This window comes from Chryseobacterium sp. LJ668 (genome assembly GCF_019613955.1).
Lineage (GTDB): Bacteria > Bacteroidota > Bacteroidia > Flavobacteriales > Weeksellaceae > Chryseobacterium.
On record NZ_CP080443.1, the window covers coordinates 2,703,138 to 2,727,409 of the forward strand.

Below are 24,272 nucleotides of genomic sequence, written 5' to 3' on the forward strand. Positions count from 1 at the left end.
AATGATTTATTTAATTGTCATCACAGCAATTGTTATTGCATTATATTTCATCATCACATCACAGCAGGTTTTTGGCGCAGAACCCAAAGGAAAACGTCTTGAAAGAATGCATCGTTCCGAACATTATAAAAACAATCAATTCCAGAATTTGAGCTTTACACCTTCTCTTGCTGAAGGTTACAGCATGCCGAAAGTAATGTATGATTTTCTTTTTGGCAAAAAAGATCCTTTGCTTAAGCCTTCTCATGATGTTCCTGCGATTCATACCGATTTAAAAAATATTCCTAAAAACGAAGACGTTTTTATTTGGTTGGGGCATTCGTCTTATCTTATTCAGATTGATGGAGTTTCATTTTTAATAGATCCTGTTTTGAGTAGTTATGGTTCACCGTTTAAGTTTTTTAATAAAGCTTTTGCGGGTTCAGATCTCTTTAAACCAGATGATATTCCGAATATTGATTATTTGGTCATAACACATGATCATTACGATCACCTGGACTATCCGACTGTAAAAGGCATCCGTTCAAAAGTTGAAAAAGTGATTCTGCCTTTAGGAGTCGGGGCGCATTTTGAACGATGGGGCTACAATGAGAATCAGCTTTTGGAAGAAGAGTGGGGTGCTGTTCTTGACCTGAAAAATAACATTAAAATTACTTTTACACCGGCAAGACATTTCTCCGGAAGAAAATTTCATAGAAACAATACACTCTGGACTTCTTATGTTCTGGAAACTTCCGCAAAAAAGATTTTTCTGGGAGGCGACAGTGGTTATGATACACATTTTAAAATGATTGGCGAAAAGTATGGGCCGCTCGATTACGCTATTTTAGAAAACGGGCAGTACAATGCAGCCTGGAAATACATTCATGCATTGCCGGAAGACGTTATTCAGGCGAGTATAGATATCACTGCGAAAAATATTATACCGGTTCATTCCGGGAAATTTGCATTAGCACTTCACCCATGGAACGAACCTTTACAGAAAGTGACAACTTTGGGGAAAGAAAAAAACCAGCATATTCTCACTCCGAAAATCGGTGAGGTTCTGGATTTAAATAAAGAAAATCAGGAGTTTATGGCTTGGTGGCAAGACTGATTTATTCATGCCATATCCCCCGATATCTTTTCGGATGATTTTCTAGTTGCTGACGTACAAAATCACATTCAGGATCAATCATCAGATCTTTTTCTTCGGCGTAGCTGACCAATTGATCAAGCAAAAGTTTCGCATAGCCGTGGCCTTCAAGATTTTCGTCAATTTTTGTATAGTAAACATTGAGTAGTCTTCCGTCAACCGAAATCGACATATAGCCCACTTTTTTATCGTCTAATAATATCTGCAGCTCATCCTGATAAGGTGATATTTCAAATTTTATATTTTCCATAATCCATCGTTTTTGGTTGATCTAATTTTATGTAAATAGAATATTCTCTTCTTTAAAATTACAAATAAATGGCAAGATGTAAACATTTTTATTAAGCCTCATAGTAATTTAGATTAGTTTAAACTGAAAATTGCAGCATATATCTAGCATCTGGCTTTATTTTTAAAATAATCAAAATAGCATTTATTTCTTAAAAATTTTATTAATATTCTAAAAACGATCCCATGAGTTTAGTTGTTTTAACAAATTTTGTGAATATTGATTTTTGATTTGGCATCTATATTGCGACTGTATACATATTAACCTTTAAAATTAACAAAATGAAAAAAATATTAATAACAGCATTATTCATCGGAACTTTTAGCCTGGGATATGCGCAGTCAGATTATTACAATGATTATAGAAGAAGTGTGACAGATGTCAATTGGCAGACCGTAGTTTCTGATCTTCTACTTTCTTCTACACAAGCCAATCAGTTAACTGCATTAAACAACAGATATTCAGATTACAACGGCTGGAACCGTGTTTATGCAAACAACCCTGACAGATGGTCGACCGACCGTTATTCTGAATTGGAAAGAATTATGGGAAGAGACAAATATGTAAAATTTAAAACTAAATATTACAAAGGACAAAATCCTGTGGCTGTCTACAACCGTAACAAAAACAATGATAAAAGATACAAGCATATGGATAAAAAGGCAAAATCCTATAAATCTCACAACGGTAAGGCCCATAAAAATAAATAAAATCAATACCATATAAATATTTTCAAAAATGAATGACTGTTCGAAAGTTCAGTCATTTTTTGTTTTTTATGTTAAGTTATCATTTTACCTTTGCGGTGATAAAATCAGCCTATTAAATTGGCATTCTTACCATGAAAAGTCTTCAGTCAAAAAATCAGTTTATTGCTACAATATTAGCTTTTGCCGTTATTCCGATGTCGGGTTTGGCAACCGATATTTATCTTCCCTCAATGCCAAGTATGGCCATAGAACTTCGACAACCTGAAAGCAGCATTCAGCTTACCCTTTCTATTTTTCTCATCAGTTACGGTCTTACTCAGTTTTTTGCAGGAAGTATTGTAGATTCTTTCGGAAGGTTTCGGGTTTCAGCAATTTCTTTGGCACTGTTTGTAGTCAGTTTTCTGATTACAGCCTTAACGAAGGATATTATGGTTATTTACGCGATGCGTGTTTTACAGGGCGTTTTGTCTGGCTTCGCAGTCGTTGCAAAGCGTGCATTTTTTGTCGATGTGTATGAAGGTGAAAAGCGTAAGCATTATCTCAGTATTATGACCATCGTCTGGTCGGTGGGTCCTATTATTGCGCCTTTTATTGGCGGATATCTTCAGAAATTATTTGGATGGCAGTCTAATTTCTATGTATTGGCGGGTTACAGTTTGGTTTTGCTAATTTTAGAGTTGATCTTTTCCGGTGAAACTTTGAAAATTAAAAAAACCTTCAACTTTAATTTTGTACTTAAAGAATACGACCTGATGTTCCGGAGTAAAGATTTTTTCTACGGAATGCTGATGTGCGGAGTGAGCTATGCAATGGTGATTTTCTTCAATTTATGCGGCGCATTTATTATTGAGCACAAAATGGGATATTCTGAAGTGATTGCAGGTTACGTTTCACTTATTCTGGGTTTTGCCTGGATGACGGGTGGCTTTTTGGGTAAAGCTTTAATAAAAAAAGCATTTCTTCCTAAGATTCGCTATGCCAATTTCATTCAGATATTTTTAATTTTGCTGATGATTTTCTGTTCATATTTTATCAATAATATTTACACATTGGTTGCTTTTGCATTTGTCATTCATGTGACAGCAGGCTTCATTTTTAATAATTATTTTGCCTATTGTCTTGGCAGATTTCCAGATTCTGCCGGTGTTGCAGGTGGTTTAACAGGCGGTGTTGCATTTATTATTACTTCGACCATCAGCTACGGAATCGTGTTTATCATTAAACCAGAAATTCAGCTTCACGTAGCAGAGGGGTATCTCGTTTTGGGAATGTTAGGACTGTTTATTTTAAGTATGATTAAAGTCAGAAAAGCACATATTTAATTTTATTTAAGGATTAAGAAATTTTACTGTACGAGCTTAATTTTTATATGTGAGAATGACAATTGAAGAGTCAGCAGCTGGATGGAAGTGGGATGTTATTCCTAAATACACTAACGTCCAGCTCCCATCATCTAGCTTTCATCCAAAAATTTAAACCTCTCTATAACACCATTCCGCCGTCAATCAGAATTTCTGTTCCGGTCATAAAACTGGCAATCTTATTATCAGATAAATAAATAACTGCTTTAGCTACGTCTTCTGCTGTCCCCATTTTTTTCAGAGGAATCACGTTGATTAACCAATCATTAAGTCCTTCCAGAGTATCTCTATCTAATCCAGCCTTTGTCATAATTTCGGTTTTTGTAGGTCCCGGACTTACTAGGTTTACCCTAATTTTTCTTGGTGCCAATTCTGCTGCCGCTGTTTTTGCAATAGAGTTTAAAGCTGCTTTACTAGCCTGATAAACTGAACTGTTGGGTTTGTAAGTCGTTGCCACATTAGAAGATAAGAATACAACCGACGCACCATCATTTAATAAAGGTGTAAATTTGCTTAAAGTAAAATAAGCTCCTTTGAAATTAATATTCATCACCTGATCAAAATTTTCGGCACTCATGTTTTCTATAGAACTTAGAGTTCCTGTAATTCCTGCATTAATAAAAAGAATATCGACTTTTCCGTATTGTTTTTCAACTTCATTTTTTAATGAATCAAGATCATTAAGATTTCCCTGATCTGCCACAAACGGGATCGCTCCCAATTCTTTCGCAGCTTTTTCTATGGCATCTTTTCGTCTTCCCGTTATGATTACTTTTGCACCTTCTGCTACTAATTCTTTTGCGGTTGCATACCCGATTCCGCTGTTTCCACCAGTTACGATGGCTAGCTTGTTGTTAAATTTATTCATTTCTTAAAAATTTTTGACAAAGTTATTTCAAATTGATATACTTTTGTAACCAGTATCACAGAGTATACCAGTATCATTCAGTATATCATTTAACTTTGCAAACATGGAAAGAGATCAAACCGAAGAGCTGAGAGCACTGCAGGACACCCTTTATTTTATTGGTGGAAAGTGGAGAATACCTATTATTAATGCCATTTGTAACGGCAACAGACGTTTTCGTGAGATCGAAAGAAGCATCCCCGGAATTACCACAAGAATGCTTTCTAAAGAATTAAAAGACATGGAAATGAACAAACTGGTTAAACGAATAGTTTATCCCGATACTCCTGTTTTAATTGAATATGAACCGACAGAATATTGCAGAACTTTTGGAAATATTATTGCTGAAATGATTAGTTGGGGAAGGAAACATCGGAAAGTGATTGTGGAGGATAAAATTTAGTTTTATAGACAAATGCTTAATAATGGTCTTATTGATAATGAATTTAAATATCAATGATTCTTCCTTCGTTAGAATGACAAACAGGAGATTTAAGAATTAATACTAAAAAAGCTCCTTTAAGAAAGGAGCTTTTCATTTATATTAAATCCGAAATTAAATTCCGTCAATAATTTCATTTAAAACTGTGCTTGGCCTCATTGCTTCATACGTTTTGTATGTGTCAGTTTTGTAGTAACCGTCTATATTTTGAGGCTTACCTTGAGCACCAATTAATTCAGAATTAATAACTTCTTCGCTTTCCTGCAATGCTTCTGCAACCGGAGCAAATTGATTTGCCAATTCTGCATCGACACTTTGGTTCGCCAAAGCTTCCGCCCAATACATCGCCAGATAGAAGTGAGAACCTCTGTTATCGATTTGTCCGACTTTTCTTGCAGGAGATTTATCAGTAGCTAAAAATTTAGCATTTGCTTCGTCTAATGCATCCGCAAGAACCTGAGCTTTCGTATTATTCTGAGTTTGTGCTAAATGCTCTAAAGAAGCTTGTAAAGCTAAAAATTCACCTAAAGAATCCCATCTTAAATAACCTTCTTCTATAAATTGCTCAACATGTTTTGGAGCAGAACCTCCTGCACCAGTTTCAAACAATCCACCACCATTCATTAACGGAACGATAGAAAGCATTTTAGCAGAAGTTCCAAGCTCAAGAATCGGGAAAAGATCTGTTAAATAATCTCTCAATACGTTTCCTGAAACAGAAATCGTGTCTTTTCCTTCTCGTGCTCTCTTCAACGTTTCCGTCATTGCGTCTTTTACATCAAGGATTTTAATATCCAATCCGTTGGTATCATGATCAGCCAAATATTTTTCAACTTTTTTGATCATTTCTCTGTCGTGAGCTCTTCCTTTATCTAACCAGAAAATAGCAGGCGTGTCAGAAAGTCTTGCTCTGTTTACTGCTAATTTTACCCAGTCCTGAATCGGAGCATCTTTCGTCTGACACATTCTGAAAATATCATTCTTTTCTACTTTTTGAGAAAGAAGAACGCTTCCTGTTTCGTCCTGAACTTCAACAGTTCCTTCTGCTGTAGCCTGGAAAGTTTTATCATGTGATCCGTATTCTTCAGCTTTTTGAGCCATCAAACCAACGTTCGGAACAGAACCCATTGTAGTAGGATCTAATTTTCCGTGAGCTTTCATATCATCAATTACAGACTGATAGAAACCTGCATAAGAACGGTCCGGAATGATACAGATTGTATCTTCTTCTTTTCCTTCATTATTCCACATTTTTCCGCCTCCTCTTACCAAAGCAGCCATCGATGCATCAACGATGATGTCAGAAGGAACATGGAAATTGGTGATTCCTTTGTCAGAATTTACCATCGCTACTCTTGGCCCGTTGGCCAAAGCAGCTTCAATATCACCTTTGATGTTGGCTTCCTGAATATTTCCTTTTATTTTGTCAAACAGATCTGCAAGACCGTTATTTGGATTAACATCCAAATCATTAAAAGTCTCAGCATATTTAGTAAAAACTTCTTTAAAATAAGTCTCAACGATAGCTCCAAAAACAATGGGATCAGAGATTTTCATCATTGTAGCCTTAAGATGTGCAGAAAGAAGTACGTTTTTATTTTTTGCCTCGTCGATCACTTGCTGAACGAAAGATTTCAGAGCACTCAAATTCATTACAGAAGAATCAATCACTTCACCTGCCTGAAGATTGGCAAAATCTTTTAATAAAGTTTCAGTACCGTCATTTCCTTTGAAAACAATCTTGTATTTTGCCGCATTTTCCAGGGTTGTAGAAGTTTCTGTTCCGTAGAAATCTCCAGTATTCATATGAGCAACATCCGTTTTGCTGTCAGAAGCCCAGTCACCCATTTTGTGAGGGTTTGCTTTTGCGTAGTTTTTAACGGCTTTCGGAGCACGTCTGTCAGAATTTCCTTCTCTTAAGACAGGATTTACAGCACTTCCCAATACTTTAGCATATTTAGCTTTGATGACTTTTTCCTCATCATTTTTTGGTTCAGCAGGATAATTGGGAACCGCGAAACCTTTAGACTGCAATTCAGCAACAGCCGCATCCAATTGTGGAGCGGAAGCAGAAATATTAGGTAATTTGATAATGTTTGCGTCAGGTTGAGTTGCCAATTCGCCCAATTGAGCTAAAGCGTCATCAATTTTCTGATCATCTTTCAAAAACTCAGGAAAGTTTGCCAAAATTCTGCCTGCCAAAGAAATATCCGGAACTGCGATCTCAATGTTTGCTGCTTTTGTAAACGCTTTTACAATTGGTAAAAACGAGTGTGTTGCCAACATGGGAGCCTCATCTGTAAGTGTGTAATAGATTTTTGATTTTTCTGACATTATACTGTTATTTATTATTTTAAAGTTTTAGTTTCACAAATTTAGTAATTATCATTGTTTTATTTGGGTGTTTGCATAAAAAAAGAGGCTATAGCCTCTTTTTAATTTATTGTTTATTTTAATCTTATTTACCTGTAGAAATGATACCTTTGGTAGGAGATGTAAATGTAACTCCAGTACTTGTCCAACTTCCCGAATTGGTCGTATTTGGATTTAAATAATAGCCATATGCTTCACTGTCAGAATATATAACAATACTTCCTCCAGATGCCATCCCACCTTTTACTGGTGAAGAGAATGTTATTGAATTGCTTGTCCAGCTTCCTGAGTTTGTTCCGTTTGGATTTAAGTAATAACCTTTTGCTTCGCTGTCAGAATAAATGACAATCGTATTATTTGATGAAACAGCACCTTTGATTTGTGATGAAAAAGTTACAGAAGTACTATTCCAATTTCCTGAGTTTGTTCCGTTTGGATTTAAGTAGTAGGATTTTGCTTCATTGTTAGAATAAACAACTATTGCATTGTTTGAAGCAATAGATCCTTTAATAGGAGATGAAAAAATGACAGGTGTACTACTCCAACCTCCTGAATTTGTTCCATTTGGATTCAGATAATAGCCTTTCGCTTCGTTATCGGAGTAAACAACGATTGTATTATTAGAAGCTACAGCACCTTTAACAGGGGAAGAAAAAGTCACATTGCTGCTATTCCAGCTTCCTGAGTTTGTTCCATTTGGATTTAAATAATATGCTTTGGCTTCGTTATCAGAATAGACAATGATACATCCGTTTCCAGTATTATTTTTTAAAGAAACAGTTTGTGTGTAGTGTTTGATGATGTTGATAAAACACTTCCCGCAACCAAAGCATAAGGCACACTCATCAACTGATTGACTCCAACATTTGTATAATTGGTCCCACCTGCAGGATCCATTTCCACTTTTACAAATTTTGTATTTGTTCCCCAGTTGATTGCTCCGAAACTTCCTGTTGTAGGAGTTCCCTGTCCGATATTTAAATTAACTAAACCTTTAGAGTTGGTTGTTTTTGTATGAGTTTCTGTGTATAAAACTGTTCCGGTAGCAGAGTTTTCCAAAATACTTATTTTTAATGCAACGTTTCCGTTTGCAATTGGAGCTCCTGCTGCGCTGAATGCGATTGTCTGATAACTAAAAGCTTGTGGAACTTGTGCACTTAATAATGTTGCTAAAAATAGCCCTATAGTAACGTATAATTTTTTCATGTTTAAATAGTTAAGGTTTTTTAATAATTTTGATAGGTTTAAGGTCAGGGTTTTTAAAAATGATCATGTAAACACCTTGGTTTAAGCTTCTTAAATCCAGTTGGTCTGACTGTAATTTTGTCTTTAAAATAAGTCTACCTGCAAGATCAAATATTTCAACCTCGTCGATTTTTGATTTTGAATTTAATTTGACATATATAAAATCAGCAGTTGGATTGGGATAGATTTTTACAGTTTCTTTTTCCAGTTCACTTACACCTAAAACCTGTAATAAGGTTTGATATAGCATTCCCATTGTCCCCGAATTGTTCTGGTCAGGATCAGTCGGGATCACGTAAATTTCTCCGACGGAATGCGTGAAGTTATCTGCAGAAACAGCCCCGGAATTGATATTCCCAATCACAGACTGGGCAAATCCAAAGAATGGCACTGCAAATAAAAGCATAGTAGTTTTTTTTCGCATAGTTATCTATTTTTAGCGCGTAAATGTAATCAAATTATGATATTGTAAATATGATTGAAATTATAAGTTTTTTTATTTTCATTTTAAGAATTATTTAACCTTTATTTCAAACAAATTCGTCTGAAATTGAATAAATTTGATACAACTTAAAAAATAATCAGTTTATGTCAAGTATCACATTAAAAGGAAACGAAGTAAACACATTGGGAAATCTTCCTGAAGTAGGATTTACAGTAAAAGATTTTGCACTGGTAGATTCTGGTCTGAATGTAAAAACATTACAAAGCTTTGAGGGTAAGAAAAAGGTTTTCAACATCTTCCCAAGTATTGATACGCCAACTTGTGCATCTTCGGCCAGAAAATTTAATGAAGAAGCCAATAATTTAGAAAATACCGTGGTTATCAATGTTTCTAAAGATCTTCCTTTTGCGCTGACAAGATTTTGTGCAGCAGAAGGTTTGAATAATGTAGAGACTCTTTCAGATTTCAGAGGAACTTTTGGTGATGATTATGAAGTAACGATCACAGATTCTCCAATGAAAGGTCTTTTGAGCCGTGCTGTTATCGTAACTGACGAAAATAATAAAGTAGTTTATACTGAGCAGGTGTCAGAAATCGCTGACGAGCCCAATTATAGTGCAGCAATAGAAGCACTAAAATAATTACACAACAAATTTTTACAAACAGCCTTGTGAAAATTATTCACAAGGCTGTTATTTTTACAAAGAATCCCTAAATCAATACTAAAAGTGAAACGTTCAGGAACTGCTACCTTGCCACTTCATCACGGAAAAGTTCCGCCTTGGCTGTACGAGCGCATGGCCCTGCTCGGGCGTTCTGTTGTCGAAGTTATCTTAGCAGATTACGGTAAAGATGAGGTATTGCGAAGATTGGCAGATCCGTTTTGGTTTCAGAGTTTTGGTGCAGTGATGGGTATGGATTGGCATTCGTCAGGAATTACCACTTCTGTAATGGGAGCTCTAAAACGCAGTATTAATCCACATTCTAAAGAATTGGGAATTTACATTTGTGGCGGAAAAGGCAGATTTTCAAAAGATACGCCTAATGAACTTTTGGTCATTGCTGACAAAACCGGGCTTGATGGAAACGAACTGATTCGTGCCAGCAAATTGTCGGCAAAAGTAGACAATACTGCAATTCAGGATGGTTATCAGCTTTATCTTCACAATTTTATTCTTTCAGATGAAGGAAATTGGTCAGTTGTACAACAGGGAATGAATGATGCAGACGGAACTGCGCGCCGTTATCATTGGCATTCTGAAAATATGAAATCTTTTGTCGATGAACCACATAAAGGAATTCAGGGAATTAACCGCGGCGAAATTCTCAATCTAACGGCAAATGCCGCTCAGGAAAGCAGAAAAGGTATATTGGAAATTTCACATACCAATTCAGAAAAAATCATGCAGGATTTTGCCAATTTGATTTTACCGGCTCATCACGATGTCCGGGCTTCAGATGTTGATTTAAAAAAGCTGGGAACACTTTTATACATGACGAGAGAAAACCAACCTGAAAATTTTGAAGAATTACTTTTGTTAAGAGGAGTAGGCCCAAGAACTTTGCAAAGTCTGGCTTTGGTAAGTGAGGTCATTCACGGGTCGCCCTCAAGATTCAGAGATCCTGCGAGATTTTCTTTTGCACACGGCGGAAAAGACGGTCATCCGTTTCCCGTTCCGATTAAAGTTTATGATGAAACGATCGGAATTTTACAAAAAGGAATCGAAAAATCTAAACTGGGTAATTCTGATAAATTGCAATCGATCAATAAGCTTCACACCATCATTTCAGATGCCGAGAAAAATTTTACTCCAAATTTTGACATCAATGAAGTGATTGAAGAAGAGCGTCAAAATTCCTGGCGCTTTGGAGGAAAGACAGTGTTTGGTGATGCGGAAAAGCCTACAAAACAAAAACCGATACAGCTCTCGTTATTTTAATATTACTACAAATTGAAGATTTTATAAAATTTTCATTATTCATCATTAAGCTTCTCCTTAATTAAATAAAAAATTATGTCAATATTCCAATAAAAATTTTAATTTTAAAATCTTAAAAACATTAATTGGATGACAAAGAAAGCTTTCGAAGTTTATTACGATTTCCCATTTTTTCTCCCGGAAGAGCTTGATGAGATCATTCAGGCTCATGAGAAAGTAATTTTTCAAAAGGGTGACTATATCCTTGAAGAGGGAAAAACCGCCAACGAGTATTATATTTTGGATAAAGGTCTGGCCCGCTCATTTGTTAATGACTTCAATGGAAACGAAGTCACCACACACTTTTTCACAGAAAATGACATCATTATTGATGTTTCATCATTATTTCAGAGGATTCCTACCCAAGAAAATATCATTTGCATTGCAGATTGCGAATGCTGGAAAATGAATTTTGATATTTTTCAGGAATTATTTCATAAAATACCCAACCTCAGAGAATGGGGAAGAGCCTGGATGTCGCAGCAGCTTTTTTTATATAAGCAGCGTTCGGTAGAGATGTTTACACTTTCTGCAACGAAACGGTATCTCCATTTGTTGGAGCAGAAATCTCAAGTAATACAGTTTGCTCCTTTAAAGCAAATTGCTTCGTATTTAGGTGTTACGGATACTTCATTAAGCAGAATTCGCAAAGAATTGGTTTCTCATCCCAAAAAAAATTAAATCTTGTCTTATGGCAAGTTGGTTTTCATTGTGACTAGGTAATTTTGGTTAAAAGTTTAACCTAGATAATTACAAAAATGCAAATCAACCAAATTTATGTCAATCTTCCAGTAAAAGATGTTCAGAAAACAAGAAAATTTTGGACAGAGCTCGGCTTTTCTATCAACGAACAATTTTCAGATGAAAATGCGATTTGTGTAATCATGAAAGAAGATCACATCTACACCATGTTTCTTAAAGAAGAATTTTTTAAAACCTTTACAGACAGGCCTATCGCCGATGGTAAAACTACTCAGACTCTTCTTGCAATTGGTGTCGAGAGTCGTCAAGAGGTAGATGATATGGTAAATACAGCTGTTCAAAACGGAGGTTCCACATACAGTGAGCCACGAGATCACGGCTGGATGTATCAGAGCGCTTTTTCAGATGCAGACGGTCATCAGTGGGAAGTAATGTATGCAGACATCTCTCTGCTCCCGACAGAATAATATAATAATTACAATATGAAAATCAATCAAATTTATGTCAACCTTCCGGTAAAAGACATTCAAAAAACAAAAGAATTCTGGATGAAACTAGGGTTTTCTATCAACGAGCAGATTTCAGATGAAAAGACAGTCTGTGTGATCTTAAATGAAAATATATTTGCGATGTTCATTACAGAAGAATATTTCCAGACTTTTTCAGAAAGACCTGTTCCAAAAGGAGATACTACACAGGTTTTAGTTGCGATCGGTCTAGACAGCCGAGAAGATGTAGATCAGGTAGTAAATGCTGCTGTTGAAAACGGAGCGACACAATATGAAGAGCCACAGGATTACGGATGGATGTATCATAATTCTTTCTGGGATATCAACGGACACGGCTGGAATGTCACTTTCGCAGATCTCTCGCAAATGCCTTCGCAACATTAAATCTAGAACTAAATATCAAATTTTACATTTTAAAAACTAAAAATTATGGACACACCTAAATCATCAAAATTAGAAATCATTATTCCTGCATTTCGTGGGCATAGCCAGAATCTTATGATGGTTCTTGACGGAATTTCCGAAGAACATGCACTGAAAAGAATTGAAGGCAGAACCAACCATATCGTTTGGATGGTGGGTAATTTTCTCGATATGCGTTACGCAATGGGAACTGTATTGGGACTAAAAGAAGAGTTTGAATTTAAAGATTTTTTCTTCCAGGGAAAAGCACTGGATGAGAGTTTAAAATATCCGACTTTACAAGAGCTGAAAGAAAGCTTTCACAAAATATCACCTTTGGTTTATAAAAGATTATTAGAAACAACGGATGAAGAACTTGATAAAGATTTCCCAATGGGAATGAATATCGAATTTTTTCCGGAAAACGTTCTTAATTTCATCGGGATGTGCATCGGAAGGGAAGATTACCTCTCAGGACAAATCGGATTGATGCGCAGAATCCTCAATTACGAAGGGATGAAATATGACTTTGACGAGAATATGAAGTATTAATAAATTAGAAATTAGAAATTAGAAATTAGAAATTAGAAATTAATTTCAACTAAACAACTAACTAAATCAATATATCATGGCAAAACTAAATCCATACCTCAATTTTGATGGTAAAGCAGAAGAAGCTTTTACATTCTATAAGTCTGTTTTTGGTGGCGAGTTTCTTGGCGAAATTCACAAAATGGGCAACGCACCCGGAACCGAAAATTTATCAGATGAAGAGAAAAACCGTGTAATGCATATTGCACTTCCTGTAGGGGGTGATCTTCTGATGGCTTCAGATATTGTACCGTCATTCGGACAAACGCTCACGGTCGGAAACAATAATTATGTTTCGATTTTCCCGGATTCAAGAGAAGATGCAGAAAGGATTTTTAAAGGACTTTCGGAAGACGGAAATATAGAGATGCCCCTTGAAGATCAGTTTTGGGGAGATTACTTCGGGAGCTTCCAAGATAAATATGGTGTTCACTGGATGATCAACTATAACGAAGAATATTTAAAATAATTTTAATAATTAAAGGGTGAGTGATTAAGTTGCCCTTGTTTTTCAAATAAAATAAATATGGATCCAATTAAAATAGATATTACAATATTAGCGCCGGTAGAGAAGGTTTGGGATTATTTCAATACTCCGAAACATATCATGAATTGGAATTTTGCTCACGAAAGCTGGCAATGTCCAAGTTCAGAAAATGATCTGAGAATCGGTGGAAAATTCAATAACAGGATGGAAGCCAAAGACGGCAGTTTCGGGTTTGATTTTGAAGGAACTTATGATGACATTATTCCACATGAAAAAATACAATATCACATTGCAGACGGCCGTAATGTAGAAGTGATTTTTGAAAGGATAGACGATAACGCCACGAAAGTTGCTCAGATCTTTGAGCCTGAAAAACAAAATTCTGTCGAGATGCAGCGCGACGGTTGGTACGCAATACTCAATAATTTCCACAAATATGTGGAAAATAACTGAAAATATTATACTCATGATCAATCTGGTAATAATGGCAAGATGTTTAAAGCCCATTTGTACTGATCATCACGCTATACAAGATAATTTTTTACACGGAATACTTGCAATGCCCGCTAAGAGAGCCTTGGAAAAGGAAAAAATAGATTCTTTAGAAAAGCTTTCAGGTTACACTGAAAATGAAATACTGCAGCTGCATGGTTTCAGTAAAAATACCATGGTAAAACTAAAAGCATATATGCAGGAAAATCACTTTTCTTTTAAACAACATTTTAATTAAATTATATGAACAACAATATCTTCCCATGTCTCTGGTACGACGGCGATGGCAAAGAATCAGCTGAATTTTATTGTAAAGTATTCAAGGGAACCATTACAGCAGATACTCCCGTTGTTTTGAATATTGAACTTTTTGGTCAGAAACTGATGCTTCTTAACGGCGGTCCTCAGTTCAAAAAAAATGCTTCTGTTTCATTCACAGTTATCTGTGATACTGAAGATGAGGTTCAGAACTATTGGGATCAGCTATTAGATGGTGGAATAGCTCTAATGCCTTTAGATTCTTATCCGTGGAGTAAAAAATACGGTTGGATTCGTGATAAATTCGGAGTGACCTGGCAAATTTATTTGGGTGATCAACAAAGTGACCAGAAAATTATTCCGACCCTGATGTTCATCCATCAAAATAACGGACGAGCCATGGAAGCCATGGAATTTTACACTGATATTTTTCCAAATTCAAAAATTGGCAGCGTACTAAAATACGGAGATGGAGTAGGTGACGAAACCCACGAATTACCGGAAAATGTACAACATGCACATTTTGAAATTAACGGCTATTCTTTCTTTTGCATGGATAATTCGCACGACCATCAATTTGATTTTAATGAAGGCATTTCAATCGTTGTTATGACTGATGACCAGGAAGAGACAGATCATCTTTGGAATTCTTTGACGCAAAACGGAGGCAGAGAAAGTATGTGCGGCTGGCTGAAAGATAAGTTCGGATTCAGCTGGCAAATCGTTCCAAAAAAACTTATTCAACTGATGAGTGGCCAGGATCAGGAAAGGGCTCAGAAAGTAGTACAGGCAATGATGAAAATGCAGAAAATAGTGATCGAAGATTTAGAAAATGCCTATAATTCGTAGTTTTTAGATCAACTGAAAGATAAAGGTTGAAAAGTAATTTAAAGTAGGATTCTAACATCTAACCTCCAGCTATCATCATCTGCCTTTTTTATTCTTCGGCTTGTTGTTTGATGTTATGTTGCCAAAAGATTTGCTTATGAAAACGCAGAACAAGTCAAAATCACTTTCAAAAGTCCCAAAGGAGGGATTATATCCTGAGATTATTAGGAAAAATTATCTGGGAAGTAATAAATTGCTCAATAAAAAAGCAATTATTTCTGGCGGCGACAGCGGCATCGGTCAGGCAGTTGCTGTACACTTTGCCCGTGAAGGAGCTGATGTCGCGATCATTTATCAGGAAAATGATAAAGATGCTAAAGAAACTTTAAAGCTGGTTGAAAAAGAAGGCCGGAAATGTATTTTGTTAAAAGGTGATATTTCCAAAAAAGCTTTTAGAAAAAATTGTCTTGAAAAATTTAAAAAAGAATGGAAAACGCTTGATGTTCTTATAAATAACGCAGGAATTCAGTTTCCGGAAAGTGAAGTTGAAAAAATTTCAGATGATCAGATCACTGAGACCTTCAATGTCAACATTATTTCGATGATATCTTTTACCAGAGACTGTTTACAGTTGATGAACAAAAATGGAAGGATAATCTGCACAACATCAGTCACTGCATACCGTGGAAGTAATCACCTGATCGATTATTCGTCTACAAAAGGGGCGATTGCAACCTTTGTAAGGTCTTTATCTGCCAATTTAGCTGAAAAGAAAATCCTTGTGAACGGTGTTGCACCAGGACCAATCTGGACGCCACTGGTCAAAGAAACTTTTGAAGATATTGCGTCTTTTGGAAAAGATACGCCTTTAAAAAGGGCAGGTCAGCCATCAGAAGTTGCACCCGCCTATGTTTTTTTAGCCTCAGAAGATTCCAGTTTTATTACTGGAGAGATTATCCACATTAACGGTGGTGATTTTGTTGGAGGATAAATTTTTACCTAAACCTAACCTAGAAAAATTATATGGAAATTTTAGAATATACAATTGAAATCGATGCAGCTCCCGAAAAAGTATGGACCGTACTCTGGGATGATACCAGCTACAGACAATGGACGTCCGCATTCTGCACAGGATCCTTTTACATCGGGACTTGGGAAGAAAACAGCATGATGAAATTTTTTGATCCCAACAACAACGGAATGTACAGCCGCGTCCTGAAAAACGATCCTAATAAAGAAATGGTTTTCATTCATTTAGGAGAAATTTATGATGGTGTGGAAGTGCCAAAAGATTGGGGTGATGCTACAGAATCTTATTTTCTGGAAGAAACTGAAAACGGAACCAAACTAACCGCAAAAATCAAAGCATCTGAAGAATTCAAAGGTTTTTTTGAAGACAAATTTCCGGTGGCTCTTCAAAACGTTAAACATTTATCAGAAAATCAATTATAATCAACACGAAATGAAATGCACAAATTTTCATTAAATAATTGGGTAAGTATCAATGTTATTGGTGAAAATATTTGTGGCGTTTGTATTTAAAAAATAAAAAAAATTAAAATATGGAAACATTATCATACGAAAAGATCATTGATGCTCCAAAACAGAAGGTATGGGACGTTCTTTGGGGAGAAAATACCTATAGCGAATGGACACAGTTTTTCAGTCCGGGTTCCCAAATGAAATCCGACTGGAAAGTCAATGGAAAAACCTATTTCGTTAATCAGGAAGGAGCAGGAATGGTTTCAACGATCGACAGTTTGGAGCAGCCCGACCAGATCATTTTTAAGCACCTCGGAATGGTGGATGAAAATGGAGTGGAAGACACCGAAAGCATGGAAGTGAAGCAGTGGAGCGGTTGTTTTGAGAAATATATTCTTATAGATTATGATGGCAGAACAAAACTTCATGTCGAGGTTCAGACCGAAAAAAACTGGGAAGAGCATATGAATGATGGCTTTACGAAAGGTTTGGAAGTTGTGAAAAATTTGGCGGAGTTTAAGTAGAATTAAATTAATTTATTTCTAAAAAACGAAAAGTATATCTGCTTTTCGTTTTTTTTGTTTAAAAATATATCAGACTTTAGCCCGGATAGAAACGGCTACCCCATAGCAAGCAATGGAAATGCCAAGGAGCGAGGAGTAAAAGTACATAGCCGGATTAACTCCTGAAAAATAAATTACGACTAACAAAGGAAAAATTGAAATGTCGAAAAAAATCTTTACATTCATTAAAGTAAAACAAAAAGTACAATCGTCATAGCAATATGGAGATTGCCGAGAAAATAACAATGCCACAGAAGGAAAAGGAAAACATTATTTCGCAGACTGTATCAAACTACGGCGGAAAACTGATGTCTTTTATTCGCCCGAAAGTGAAAAATACCGAAGATGCGGAAGATATTCTGCAGGAGGTGTGGTATCAGTTCAGTAGTTTGACCAATCTTTCGGAAATTGTAAATGTCGGTGGATGGTTATACCGGGTGACATCCAACAAAATCATCGATAAATACCGAAAAAAGAAAACCGAAAATCTTGAAGATTTTGTGTACGAAGATGAAGACGGATCGTTTTCAATAAAGGATATTCTGTTGCTTGACGACAGCGCCGGACCCGATGTGAAAATGTTTCAGGATGAGATTTGGAAAAAACTGTTTGAAGCTCTAGAAGAACTTCCCGAAAAACAGAAATTGGTTTACATGGAAAATGAACTGAATGATAAAACTCTACAGGAAATTGCCGATGAGCAGGGTGAAAATATTAAAACCATCATCAGTAGAAAAAATTATGCAGTGAAGCATTTGAGAAACAGATTGAGACAGTTGTACGAAGATTTAAATAATTAGAAATAAATAAAATGAACAATAAATATAAAAAAAGCTGGGCACTTTTAATTTTATGTCCGCCTTTGATTTTCCTTGCCGTTGCGCTGATCGTGATGTGGCTTTGGAACTGCATTTTGCCGGAAGTTATCGGTGTAAAAACAATTAATTACTGGCAGGCGATGGGGATTTTGGTGTTGAGTAAAATTCTTTTCGGAGGTTTTCACGGGAAATTCGGAAGAGGAATGAGAGATATGAAAGAGAAACACCTGAAGCATAAAATGGAAGGAATGTCTGAGGAAGAAAAAGAAAAATTCAAAGAAGTGTGGAAACAGAAATGTTCAAGCGGATTTTTCAACAGAAACAACGAATAGTTTAAAATTTTTGAAGTAGTAAAGTGAAAATCAAAACGAATTCGTCTCTATAAAAAACAAGAAGTAGTAAAATTTAAAATTTAAGAAATGAAAAATTCAGTATTAAAAGGTGTTCTTGGAGCACTAGCTGTTGCCGGAGTTGCAATGGTTGCCAAAAAAGTAATTGAAAGAAAAAGATTTGTAAGAGGTATTTTTAACGAATACGGAATCAAAGAAAAATCTCCTTTCGGATTGGCAGACAAAATCAGAGAAATGGATGAAGAAAAATATCAGGAACTGAAAGAAAAGTTCAAGAAAGAGTTTTCTTCGAGATGTTGTCGAACAGATGCGAAAAAGGAGGTTTTCGCAGAAGCGTAAAATAGAAAGTAGCTAAATTGAAATTGTTTAATTCCGATACAGATGTGTGTCGGAATTTTTTTTTGTGAATGGTTTTGCCACGAATGCATAAATTTCCTTAAATTAAAATCAACACAAAGATTGTCATTCAGGAGGAAACTCTGCAACGAATCTGAAAAATAGTTAGATTCCTGCGGAATGACAAACACGGTGATTATTCAGACACAAAAATCAAAATAATACTGCTATCATTTGTTGAGTAGAGCGCCTTTGCGATCGAAAAATATACGCAAATAATTAAAAAATATCCTACCGACCTTTGCGCTAAAAAAGAGATTGCTACATTTGGGTTACATCAACAAAATCCTTATTTTTGTTAGCCTAAATGAAAGACTACTATTATTTTCTTGGGATTTCTCGTGATGCTTCGGATGAAGACATCAAAAAATCGTACAGAAAACTTTCATTAAAATACCATCCCGATAAAAACCAGAACGACGTTTTTTTTGCTGAACGTTTTAAAGAAATTCAGGAGGCGTATGAGACTTTAAGTGATAAAGGAAGAAGAATTACGTATGACCAGAATTTAGAAAGTCAGCAGAAAAGTTTTAGGTATACCGTTCCGCCTTCTATTAAGACCTTTTCGGCAAATAAAATTCATGCGAAAAAAGGAGAGGAGATTATTATCACATGGCAAACCCAGAATGCTGATGTAGTCAAAGTTTTACCGTTCGGGTTGGAGAAAGCTTTTGGCGAAAGAGTTTTTAAAATCACAGAATTTAAAAACGGAAAATTCCAGTTGTTGTTGCATGCAACCAATTCGCTTTTGCACAAAACAGTCGTTCAGGGAATTACAATAACAGAGGTTTTTGAATCTGACGGCGAAAAATTCAGGGATAGAGCAGAAGAACTTTTTAAATCGCAGCCACGAACTGTCGCAAATCCTAAAGGTCAGCCAAAAATTTTCAGATTAATTTTTGGATTATTGATTTTAGCTTTAGCAATATATTTTTTAATCAGCAGTATAACTAACTAAGCCAATTTCTTATTTCCCGGGCACTTTTTGCAACGTTTTCCTTTCTTAAATTTTTTACAGCAAGATTTTTTGTCGCCACAGAACATTTCTTCATTCTTGAAAGAAAATACCGGTGTCTATGGCGGAACTTTAAAAGGAGTAATGATATTCATACTGCAAATATATTAATTTAGAATAAATATAATTAATAAATTTCAAATTTTTTAAAATATTGATTAGCAGATTATTTGTAGTGCTATTTTAAAGCTGCTGTAAGAATCTCCATCCAAATCTTGCTGATAGAAGATTTAAATAAATTCTATATAATGCGTGTAATCACATTTTGTCAAGTTTTAAAACAACTTTTTTAAAGCCAATTGCAAAAAGCCAATCACAAGCATCTACTGAGGTTGTGAAATCATTTTAAAAATCGTAATTTTACGAATCTTTTTTTTCAAACAAAATCTAATATATAAAAATGAATACAGAGCAGTTTGTGAGCCGTCACATTTCCTTAAACGAAGCCGATAAGCAGGCAATGTTGGAAAAAGTTGGCGTTTCAAGTATCGAAGAATTGATTTCTCAAACCATTCCATCATCTATCCGTTTAGAAAATGATCTGAACATTTCAGAACCGCTTTCAGAGTATGAAATGCTGAATCATTCAAAAGAATTGGCATCTAAAAACACTGATTATACAAGCTATATCGGTTTCGGATATCACAACACCTTATTGCCATCGGCGATTCAGAGAAATATCTTTGAAAACCCAAGCTGGTACACAGCGTACACGCCTTACCAGGCAGAGATCGCTCAGGGAAGATTAGAAGCTCTGCTTAATTATCAGACTGTTGTGTGTGATTTGACAGGTTTTGCTTTGGCAAACGCATCTTTGCTGGATGAATCTACGGCTGCTGCAGAAGCAATGCACATGTTCTTCAACAACAGAACGAAAGATCAGAAAAAAGCAGGAGCCAACAAGTTCTTTATCTCTGATTTGGTTTTACCTCAAACCGTTTCTGTTTTAAAAACAAAAGCTGAAGGTTTAGAGATCGAAATCGTAGAAGGTGACCACAAAACGCACCAGTTCGACGAATCTTACTACGGAGTTTTATTGCAGTATCCAGGTAAAAACGGAATCGTTTTAGACTACACTGAAGATATTGTAGAATACAAAAAATTAGATTTGCAGGTTGTTGTAGCTTGTGATCCTATGGCTTTGGTTAAACTGAAATCTCCTGCATCAATGGGCGCTGACTGTGCCGTTGGTACTTCACAGAGATTTGGTATTCCATTGGGTTACGGAGGTCCTCACGCAGCATTTTTCTCTTGTAAGGAAGATTATAAAAGAGATATTCCTGGAAGAATTATCGGGGTTTCTCAGGATATGTACGGAAAACGTGCATTGAGAATGGCTTTGCAAACAAGAGAGCAGCACATCAAAAGAGAAAGAGCAACTTCAAACATCTGTACGGCTCAGGTTCTTTTAGCGGTTATGGCCGGAATGTACGCTGTTTATCACGGTCCCAATGGATTAAATTATATTGCCGATCAAATTCACTTTAAAGCAAATGCTTTGAAAGGCGGATTGAAAGCCTTAGGATATCAGACGGTTGAAGAGCCGATTTTTGATACCGTTAAAATCATGATGTCTGAAAATGAGAAGACGAGATTGATGAGAATGATGCTTGATCACAGATTAAACCTGAACTACTTCACTGAAGGAGTTGTGAGCATTGCAATCAACGAAAGTACCACGCTTGAAAAACTGAATGTTTTGATGGCTTCTTTCGCTCAGTTTAAAGACAAGCAGACCTTTAAATTAGAAATAAAAGAAGGATACAGTATTCCTGAAGAAAATCTTAGAAAAGATGAAATTTTGACTGAGGAAGTATTCAACAAATACCATACGGAGACAGAATTGATGCGTTACATTAAACGTCTTGAAAGAAAAGATTTATCATTAACACATTCTATGATCTCTCTTGGTTCTTGTACCATGAAGCTGAATGCTGCAACTCAGATGTTGCCACTTTCTTGGGACAATTGGGGAGCTGTTCACCCATTTGTACCGGTAAATCAGGCAGCAGGTTATCAGGAAATGATCAAAGAACTAGAAAAGGATCTTTCTGAAATCACAGGTTTTGCTGGAACTTCACTTCAGCCAAATTCAGGAGCTCAAGGAGAATATGCAGGTTTGATGGTGATCAGAGAATATCACATCTCAAGAGGTGAAGGTCACAGAAATGTGGTGTTGATTCCTCAGTCTGCACACGGAACAAACCCGGCTTCTGCAGCAATGGCAGGAATGAAAATTGTTGTCGTTAAAAACCTTGAAAGCGGAGAAATTGATTTCGAAGATTTCAAAGCTAAAACAGAGCAGTATTCTGAAAACCTTTCTTGTGTAATGATCACGTATCCGTCAACTTACGGATTCTTTGATGCGAACATTAAAGAAATTACCCAGTTGGTTCACGATCACGGCGGACAGGTTTATATGGATGGAGCGAACATGAACGCTCAGGTTGGATATACAAGTCCAGGAAACATCGGAGCAGACGTTTGTCACCTGAATCTTCACAAAACTTTCGCTATTCCTCACGGAGGTGGAGGTCCTGGTGTTGGTCCGATCTGTGTTGCCAAACATTTAGTTCCTTTCCTGCCAACGAATGCTAATATTAAAGTAGGTTCAAAAGAAGCGATTGAAGGAATTTCTGCAGCGCCTTACGGTTCCGGACTGATCCTAAATATTTCTTACGCTTACATCAAAATGTTGGGAACTTCAGGTTTGAAAAAAGCAACTGAGCACGCAATCTTAAATGCAAATTATTTAAAAGAAATCTTAGCAGAGCATTTCCCTATTTTATATTCAAATACTGAAGGTAGAGTAGCGCATGAGTGTATCGTAGATTTCCGTCAGTTCAAATCTTTGGGAATTGAAGTGGCTGATGTTGCGAAAAGATTGATGGATTATGGTTTCCACGCACCTACGGTTTCTTTCCCGGTTGCAGGGACATTGATGATTGAGCCTACAGAATCTGAAAGCAAATCTGAAATCGACCGTTTTGCAGAAGCTCTAATCGCAATCAAACAAGAGATTGATGAGATCGCTAACGGTGAAGCAGATCAGGCAAATAATGTATTGAAGAATGCTCCTCACACCGAGCAATTGGTCATTTCCGATTCTTGGGATAAACCATATAGCAGAGAAAAGGCAGCTTACCCTTTGGATTGGGTAAGAGAGCACAAATTTTTTGCAACGGTTGCAAGAGTAGATGAAGCTTACGGAGACAGAAACTTAGTTTGTACTTGTGAGCCGATTGAAGCTTATATGTAATTAAAAGTTTTTAGATAAAAAAAATCCCTTTCAGTAATGAGAGGGATTTTTTATTTTGAGTGAAGAATCTGTTTAAATCTGAGCTTTAAATCTTTATTCTCATTTATGCTAAATCTAATGACGATACGAAGCACCAACGAAATAATTTTTTTCCGCATGATGCTGTATCCCGTAATTAACCCCTGCATCAAGTTTGAAATCTTTCGCAACTTCTATCTGAATAGCAGCATTTAAATAATTAGACAACTCATGAGCTTTAAGATCATAAGTATAATAAGTTTCTACTATCCCGTCTATATTTTTTATTAATTGGTGGCTAAGAGCCAATGTCTGCAGAAATTCAGTATGCATCGATTGTTGATCTTTATCTTTTAGTCTGTCAACTTCAACCTGAAATCCTAGATTCCATTCTCCTGGCAATTTATAGAGCATCGGAACAATTAAACCACCTTCAAGACGGCTGGTCACATCATATGTTGAGGTTGGAAGCTTTATATAAGGTAATAATGCCAAAGCAAAATTTCCTTGATCATTTCCTATCAAATTTTGTTTGATTCTTAAAGTCACGTCACCAAAACCATGTGTTGTCTCGGTACTTCCGGAAACAATGTCTGTTTCCTTTTGTCTTCCATAAGTCTGGAAACCAATCTGTATAGCGGTGCTTTTGGTAAGTCCGATCTTTATGTTTGCCTGGTTGAGCAATAATGTATTGGTTTTCTGTTCTTCAGATTTTTCTTTTACCAGCCTTACAAAATCAGTTTCATACTGGAAATGTCCCGCATCTACTGTATACGGTGATTCTGTAACATCAGGTCTGTCGGTTTCCATTTCCCTCATAAGAGAATGGGGAACAGGATTGAACAGGGAATAATTTTGTGCTTCTTGTTGACCATAGCATACAACCGGCATAACCAATACGCCAAAAATGACCTTAAAAAGCTTGTGATTATTTTTCATGGTTATAGTTTATGTTGGTGAAGGATGCGGCTAAAAGCTAAAAATTTACTCTTATATCTTGCGGACTTTCCAGAATGATTTTTATCTGTTTAAGATCATCGATGATTTCTGCGTCAATTTTGGCAAGAGAACCATCATCCTGTTTCTTTTGTAACCTGACATCTCCAAAACCTATCTCGTCTTTTGGAATTTCAAGAGAATAGTTGCCGGTTTTTTCATCGTGAATAAAATGTTCTTTTTTGAATTCAATAAATTGCATAATGATATTTTTTAGTGT

At 36.1% G+C, this 24,272-nt stretch carries 30 protein-coding genes; 22 read left to right on the forward strand and 8 right to left on the reverse strand.

Annotated features, from left to right (window positions below):
- Position 1: 1 nt before the first annotated feature.
- Entirely contained in the window at positions 2-1,096 is a 1,095-nt protein-coding gene (locus tag K0U91_RS12635; protein WP_220179903.1) for an MBL fold metallo-hydrolase, read from the forward strand.
- Between the two features lies 1 nt (position 1,097).
- Here the strand turns inward: K0U91_RS12635 and K0U91_RS12640 are convergent, their stop codons facing one another.
- Complete coding sequence (locus tag K0U91_RS12640) at positions 1,098-1,385, reverse strand: GNAT family N-acetyltransferase (protein ID WP_219969369.1); 288 nt, start codon at positions 1,383-1,385, stop codon at positions 1,098-1,100.
- 320 nt (positions 1,386-1,705) lie between these two features.
- On the opposite strand from K0U91_RS12640, the gene K0U91_RS12645 reads away from it, so the two are divergent.
- Both K0U91_RS12645 and K0U91_RS12650 read left to right on the forward strand, forming a co-directional pair.
- Complete coding sequence (locus K0U91_RS12645) at positions 1,706-2,134, forward strand: hypothetical protein (protein WP_219969368.1); 429 nt, start codon at positions 1,706-1,708, stop codon at positions 2,132-2,134.
- 131 nt (positions 2,135-2,265) lie between these two features.
- A complete protein-coding gene (locus K0U91_RS12650) occupies positions 2,266-3,456 on the forward strand; it encodes an MFS transporter (protein ID WP_220179904.1) in 1,191 nt (396 codons plus the stop codon).
- A gap of 160 nt (positions 3,457-3,616) precedes the next feature.
- Here the strand turns inward: K0U91_RS12650 and K0U91_RS12655 are convergent, their stop codons facing one another.
- Positions 3,617-4,363 carry an SDR family oxidoreductase gene (locus K0U91_RS12655; RefSeq protein ID WP_220179905.1) on the reverse strand — a complete coding sequence of 249 codons (747 nt, stop codon included), beginning with the start codon at positions 4,361-4,363 and terminating at the stop codon, positions 3,617-3,619.
- A 103-nt stretch (positions 4,364-4,466) separates the two neighbouring features.
- Between K0U91_RS12655 and K0U91_RS12660 the strand changes: the two genes are divergently transcribed.
- Positions 4,467-4,805 (forward strand): winged helix-turn-helix transcriptional regulator, encoded by a 339-nt coding sequence (locus K0U91_RS12660; RefSeq protein WP_220179906.1) that lies wholly within the window; start codon positions 4,467-4,469, stop codon positions 4,803-4,805.
- A 153-nt stretch (positions 4,806-4,958) separates the two neighbouring features.
- Here K0U91_RS12660 and K0U91_RS12665 read toward each other — a convergent pair whose 3' ends face one another.
- The 4 genes from K0U91_RS12665 to K0U91_RS12680 form a co-directional block, all read right to left on the reverse strand.
- A complete protein-coding gene (locus K0U91_RS12665; protein ID WP_220179907.1) occupies positions 4,959-7,178 on the reverse strand; it encodes an NADP-dependent isocitrate dehydrogenase in 2,220 nt (739 codons plus the stop codon).
- A gap of 124 nt (positions 7,179-7,302) precedes the next feature.
- On the reverse strand, positions 7,303-7,878 hold the full coding sequence (locus K0U91_RS12670; protein WP_220179908.1) for a hypothetical protein: 576 nt from the start codon (positions 7,876-7,878) through the stop codon (positions 7,303-7,305).
- A 107-nt stretch (positions 7,879-7,985) separates the two neighbouring features.
- The gene (locus K0U91_RS12675; protein ID WP_220179909.1) at positions 7,986-8,423 is read right to left on the reverse strand and encodes a hypothetical protein; all 438 of its coding nucleotides are present in this window, start codon (positions 8,421-8,423) and stop codon (positions 7,986-7,988) included.
- 10 nt (positions 8,424-8,433) lie between these two features.
- On the reverse strand, positions 8,434-8,886 hold the full coding sequence (locus K0U91_RS12680) for a T9SS type A sorting domain-containing protein (RefSeq protein WP_220571807.1): 453 nt from the start codon (positions 8,884-8,886) through the stop codon (positions 8,434-8,436).
- A 164-nt stretch (positions 8,887-9,050) separates the two neighbouring features.
- Here K0U91_RS12680 and tpx point away from each other — a divergent pair, with 164 nt between their 5' ends.
- The 18 genes from tpx (at position 9,051) to gcvP (ending at position 23,038) form a co-directional block, all read left to right on the forward strand.
- Positions 9,051-9,548 carry a thiol peroxidase gene (gene tpx, locus K0U91_RS12685; protein WP_219969361.1) on the forward strand — a complete coding sequence of 166 codons (498 nt, stop codon included), beginning with the start codon at positions 9,051-9,053 and terminating at the stop codon, positions 9,546-9,548.
- Positions 9,549-9,635: 87 nt separating this feature from the next.
- The gene (locus tag K0U91_RS12690; RefSeq protein WP_220179911.1) at positions 9,636-10,847 is read left to right on the forward strand and encodes a DUF763 domain-containing protein; all 1,212 of its coding nucleotides are present in this window, start codon (positions 9,636-9,638) and stop codon (positions 10,845-10,847) included.
- A 129-nt stretch (positions 10,848-10,976) separates the two neighbouring features.
- The gene (locus tag K0U91_RS12695) at positions 10,977-11,567 is read left to right on the forward strand and encodes a Crp/Fnr family transcriptional regulator (RefSeq protein ID WP_220179912.1); all 591 of its coding nucleotides are present in this window, start codon (positions 10,977-10,979) and stop codon (positions 11,565-11,567) included.
- A 77-nt stretch (positions 11,568-11,644) separates the two neighbouring features.
- Positions 11,645-12,055, forward strand: a complete 411-nt coding sequence (locus K0U91_RS12700; RefSeq protein ID WP_220179913.1) for a VOC family protein — start codon at positions 11,645-11,647, stop codon at positions 12,053-12,055.
- Positions 12,056-12,070: 15 nt separating this feature from the next.
- The gene (locus K0U91_RS12705; RefSeq protein WP_220179914.1) at positions 12,071-12,481 is read left to right on the forward strand and encodes a VOC family protein; all 411 of its coding nucleotides are present in this window, start codon (positions 12,071-12,073) and stop codon (positions 12,479-12,481) included.
- 45 nt (positions 12,482-12,526) lie between these two features.
- Positions 12,527-13,051, forward strand: coding sequence for a DinB family protein (locus K0U91_RS12710; RefSeq protein WP_220179915.1), 525 nt, complete (start codon positions 12,527-12,529; stop codon positions 13,049-13,051).
- A 76-nt stretch (positions 13,052-13,127) separates the two neighbouring features.
- Complete coding sequence (locus K0U91_RS12715; RefSeq protein ID WP_220179916.1) at positions 13,128-13,559, forward strand: VOC family protein; 432 nt, start codon at positions 13,128-13,130, stop codon at positions 13,557-13,559.
- Positions 13,560-13,616: 57 nt separating this feature from the next.
- Positions 13,617-14,030, forward strand: coding sequence for an SRPBCC family protein (locus tag K0U91_RS12720; RefSeq protein ID WP_219969354.1), 414 nt, complete (start codon positions 13,617-13,619; stop codon positions 14,028-14,030).
- Between the two features lie 13 nt (positions 14,031-14,043).
- Entirely contained in the window at positions 14,044-14,307 is a 264-nt protein-coding gene (locus K0U91_RS12725; protein WP_220179917.1) for a helix-hairpin-helix domain-containing protein, read from the forward strand.
- Positions 14,308-14,312: 5 nt separating this feature from the next.
- Positions 14,313-15,176, forward strand: coding sequence for a VOC family protein (locus tag K0U91_RS12730; RefSeq protein ID WP_220179918.1), 864 nt, complete (start codon positions 14,313-14,315; stop codon positions 15,174-15,176).
- A 136-nt stretch (positions 15,177-15,312) separates the two neighbouring features.
- Complete coding sequence (locus K0U91_RS12735) at positions 15,313-16,146, forward strand: SDR family oxidoreductase (protein WP_220179919.1); 834 nt, start codon at positions 15,313-15,315, stop codon at positions 16,144-16,146.
- 32 nt (positions 16,147-16,178) lie between these two features.
- Positions 16,179-16,607, forward strand: a complete 429-nt coding sequence (locus K0U91_RS12740; RefSeq protein WP_219969350.1) for an SRPBCC family protein — start codon at positions 16,179-16,181, stop codon at positions 16,605-16,607.
- 110 nt (positions 16,608-16,717) lie between these two features.
- Positions 16,718-17,161: an SRPBCC family protein gene (locus K0U91_RS12745; protein ID WP_219969349.1), complete on the forward strand. Its 444-nt coding sequence runs from the start codon at positions 16,718-16,720 to the stop codon at positions 17,159-17,161.
- A 284-nt stretch (positions 17,162-17,445) separates the two neighbouring features.
- Positions 17,446-18,000, forward strand: coding sequence for an RNA polymerase sigma factor (locus tag K0U91_RS12750; protein ID WP_128414330.1), 555 nt, complete (start codon positions 17,446-17,448; stop codon positions 17,998-18,000).
- Between the two features lie 11 nt (positions 18,001-18,011).
- Entirely contained in the window at positions 18,012-18,350 is a 339-nt protein-coding gene (locus K0U91_RS12755; RefSeq protein ID WP_219969347.1) for a hypothetical protein, read from the forward strand.
- Positions 18,351-18,437: 87 nt separating this feature from the next.
- A complete protein-coding gene (locus K0U91_RS12760; protein ID WP_219969346.1) occupies positions 18,438-18,707 on the forward strand; it encodes a hypothetical protein in 270 nt (89 codons plus the stop codon).
- A 364-nt stretch (positions 18,708-19,071) separates the two neighbouring features.
- The gene (locus K0U91_RS12765; protein ID WP_220179920.1) at positions 19,072-19,722 is read left to right on the forward strand and encodes a J domain-containing protein; all 651 of its coding nucleotides are present in this window, start codon (positions 19,072-19,074) and stop codon (positions 19,720-19,722) included.
- A gap of 457 nt (positions 19,723-20,179) precedes the next feature.
- Positions 20,180-23,038, forward strand: a complete 2,859-nt coding sequence (gcvP, locus tag K0U91_RS12770; protein ID WP_220179921.1) for an aminomethyl-transferring glycine dehydrogenase — start codon at positions 20,180-20,182, stop codon at positions 23,036-23,038.
- A 114-nt stretch (positions 23,039-23,152) separates the two neighbouring features.
- On the opposite strand, the gene K0U91_RS12775 is transcribed toward gcvP, so the two are convergent.
- On the reverse strand, positions 23,153-23,995 hold the full coding sequence (locus tag K0U91_RS12775) for a transporter (RefSeq protein ID WP_220179922.1): 843 nt from the start codon (positions 23,993-23,995) through the stop codon (positions 23,153-23,155).
- A gap of 37 nt (positions 23,996-24,032) precedes the next feature.
- Positions 24,033-24,254: a hypothetical protein gene (locus K0U91_RS12780; protein WP_219969342.1), complete on the reverse strand. Its 222-nt coding sequence runs from the start codon at positions 24,252-24,254 to the stop codon at positions 24,033-24,035.
- Between the last annotated feature and the right edge of the window lie 18 nt (positions 24,255-24,272).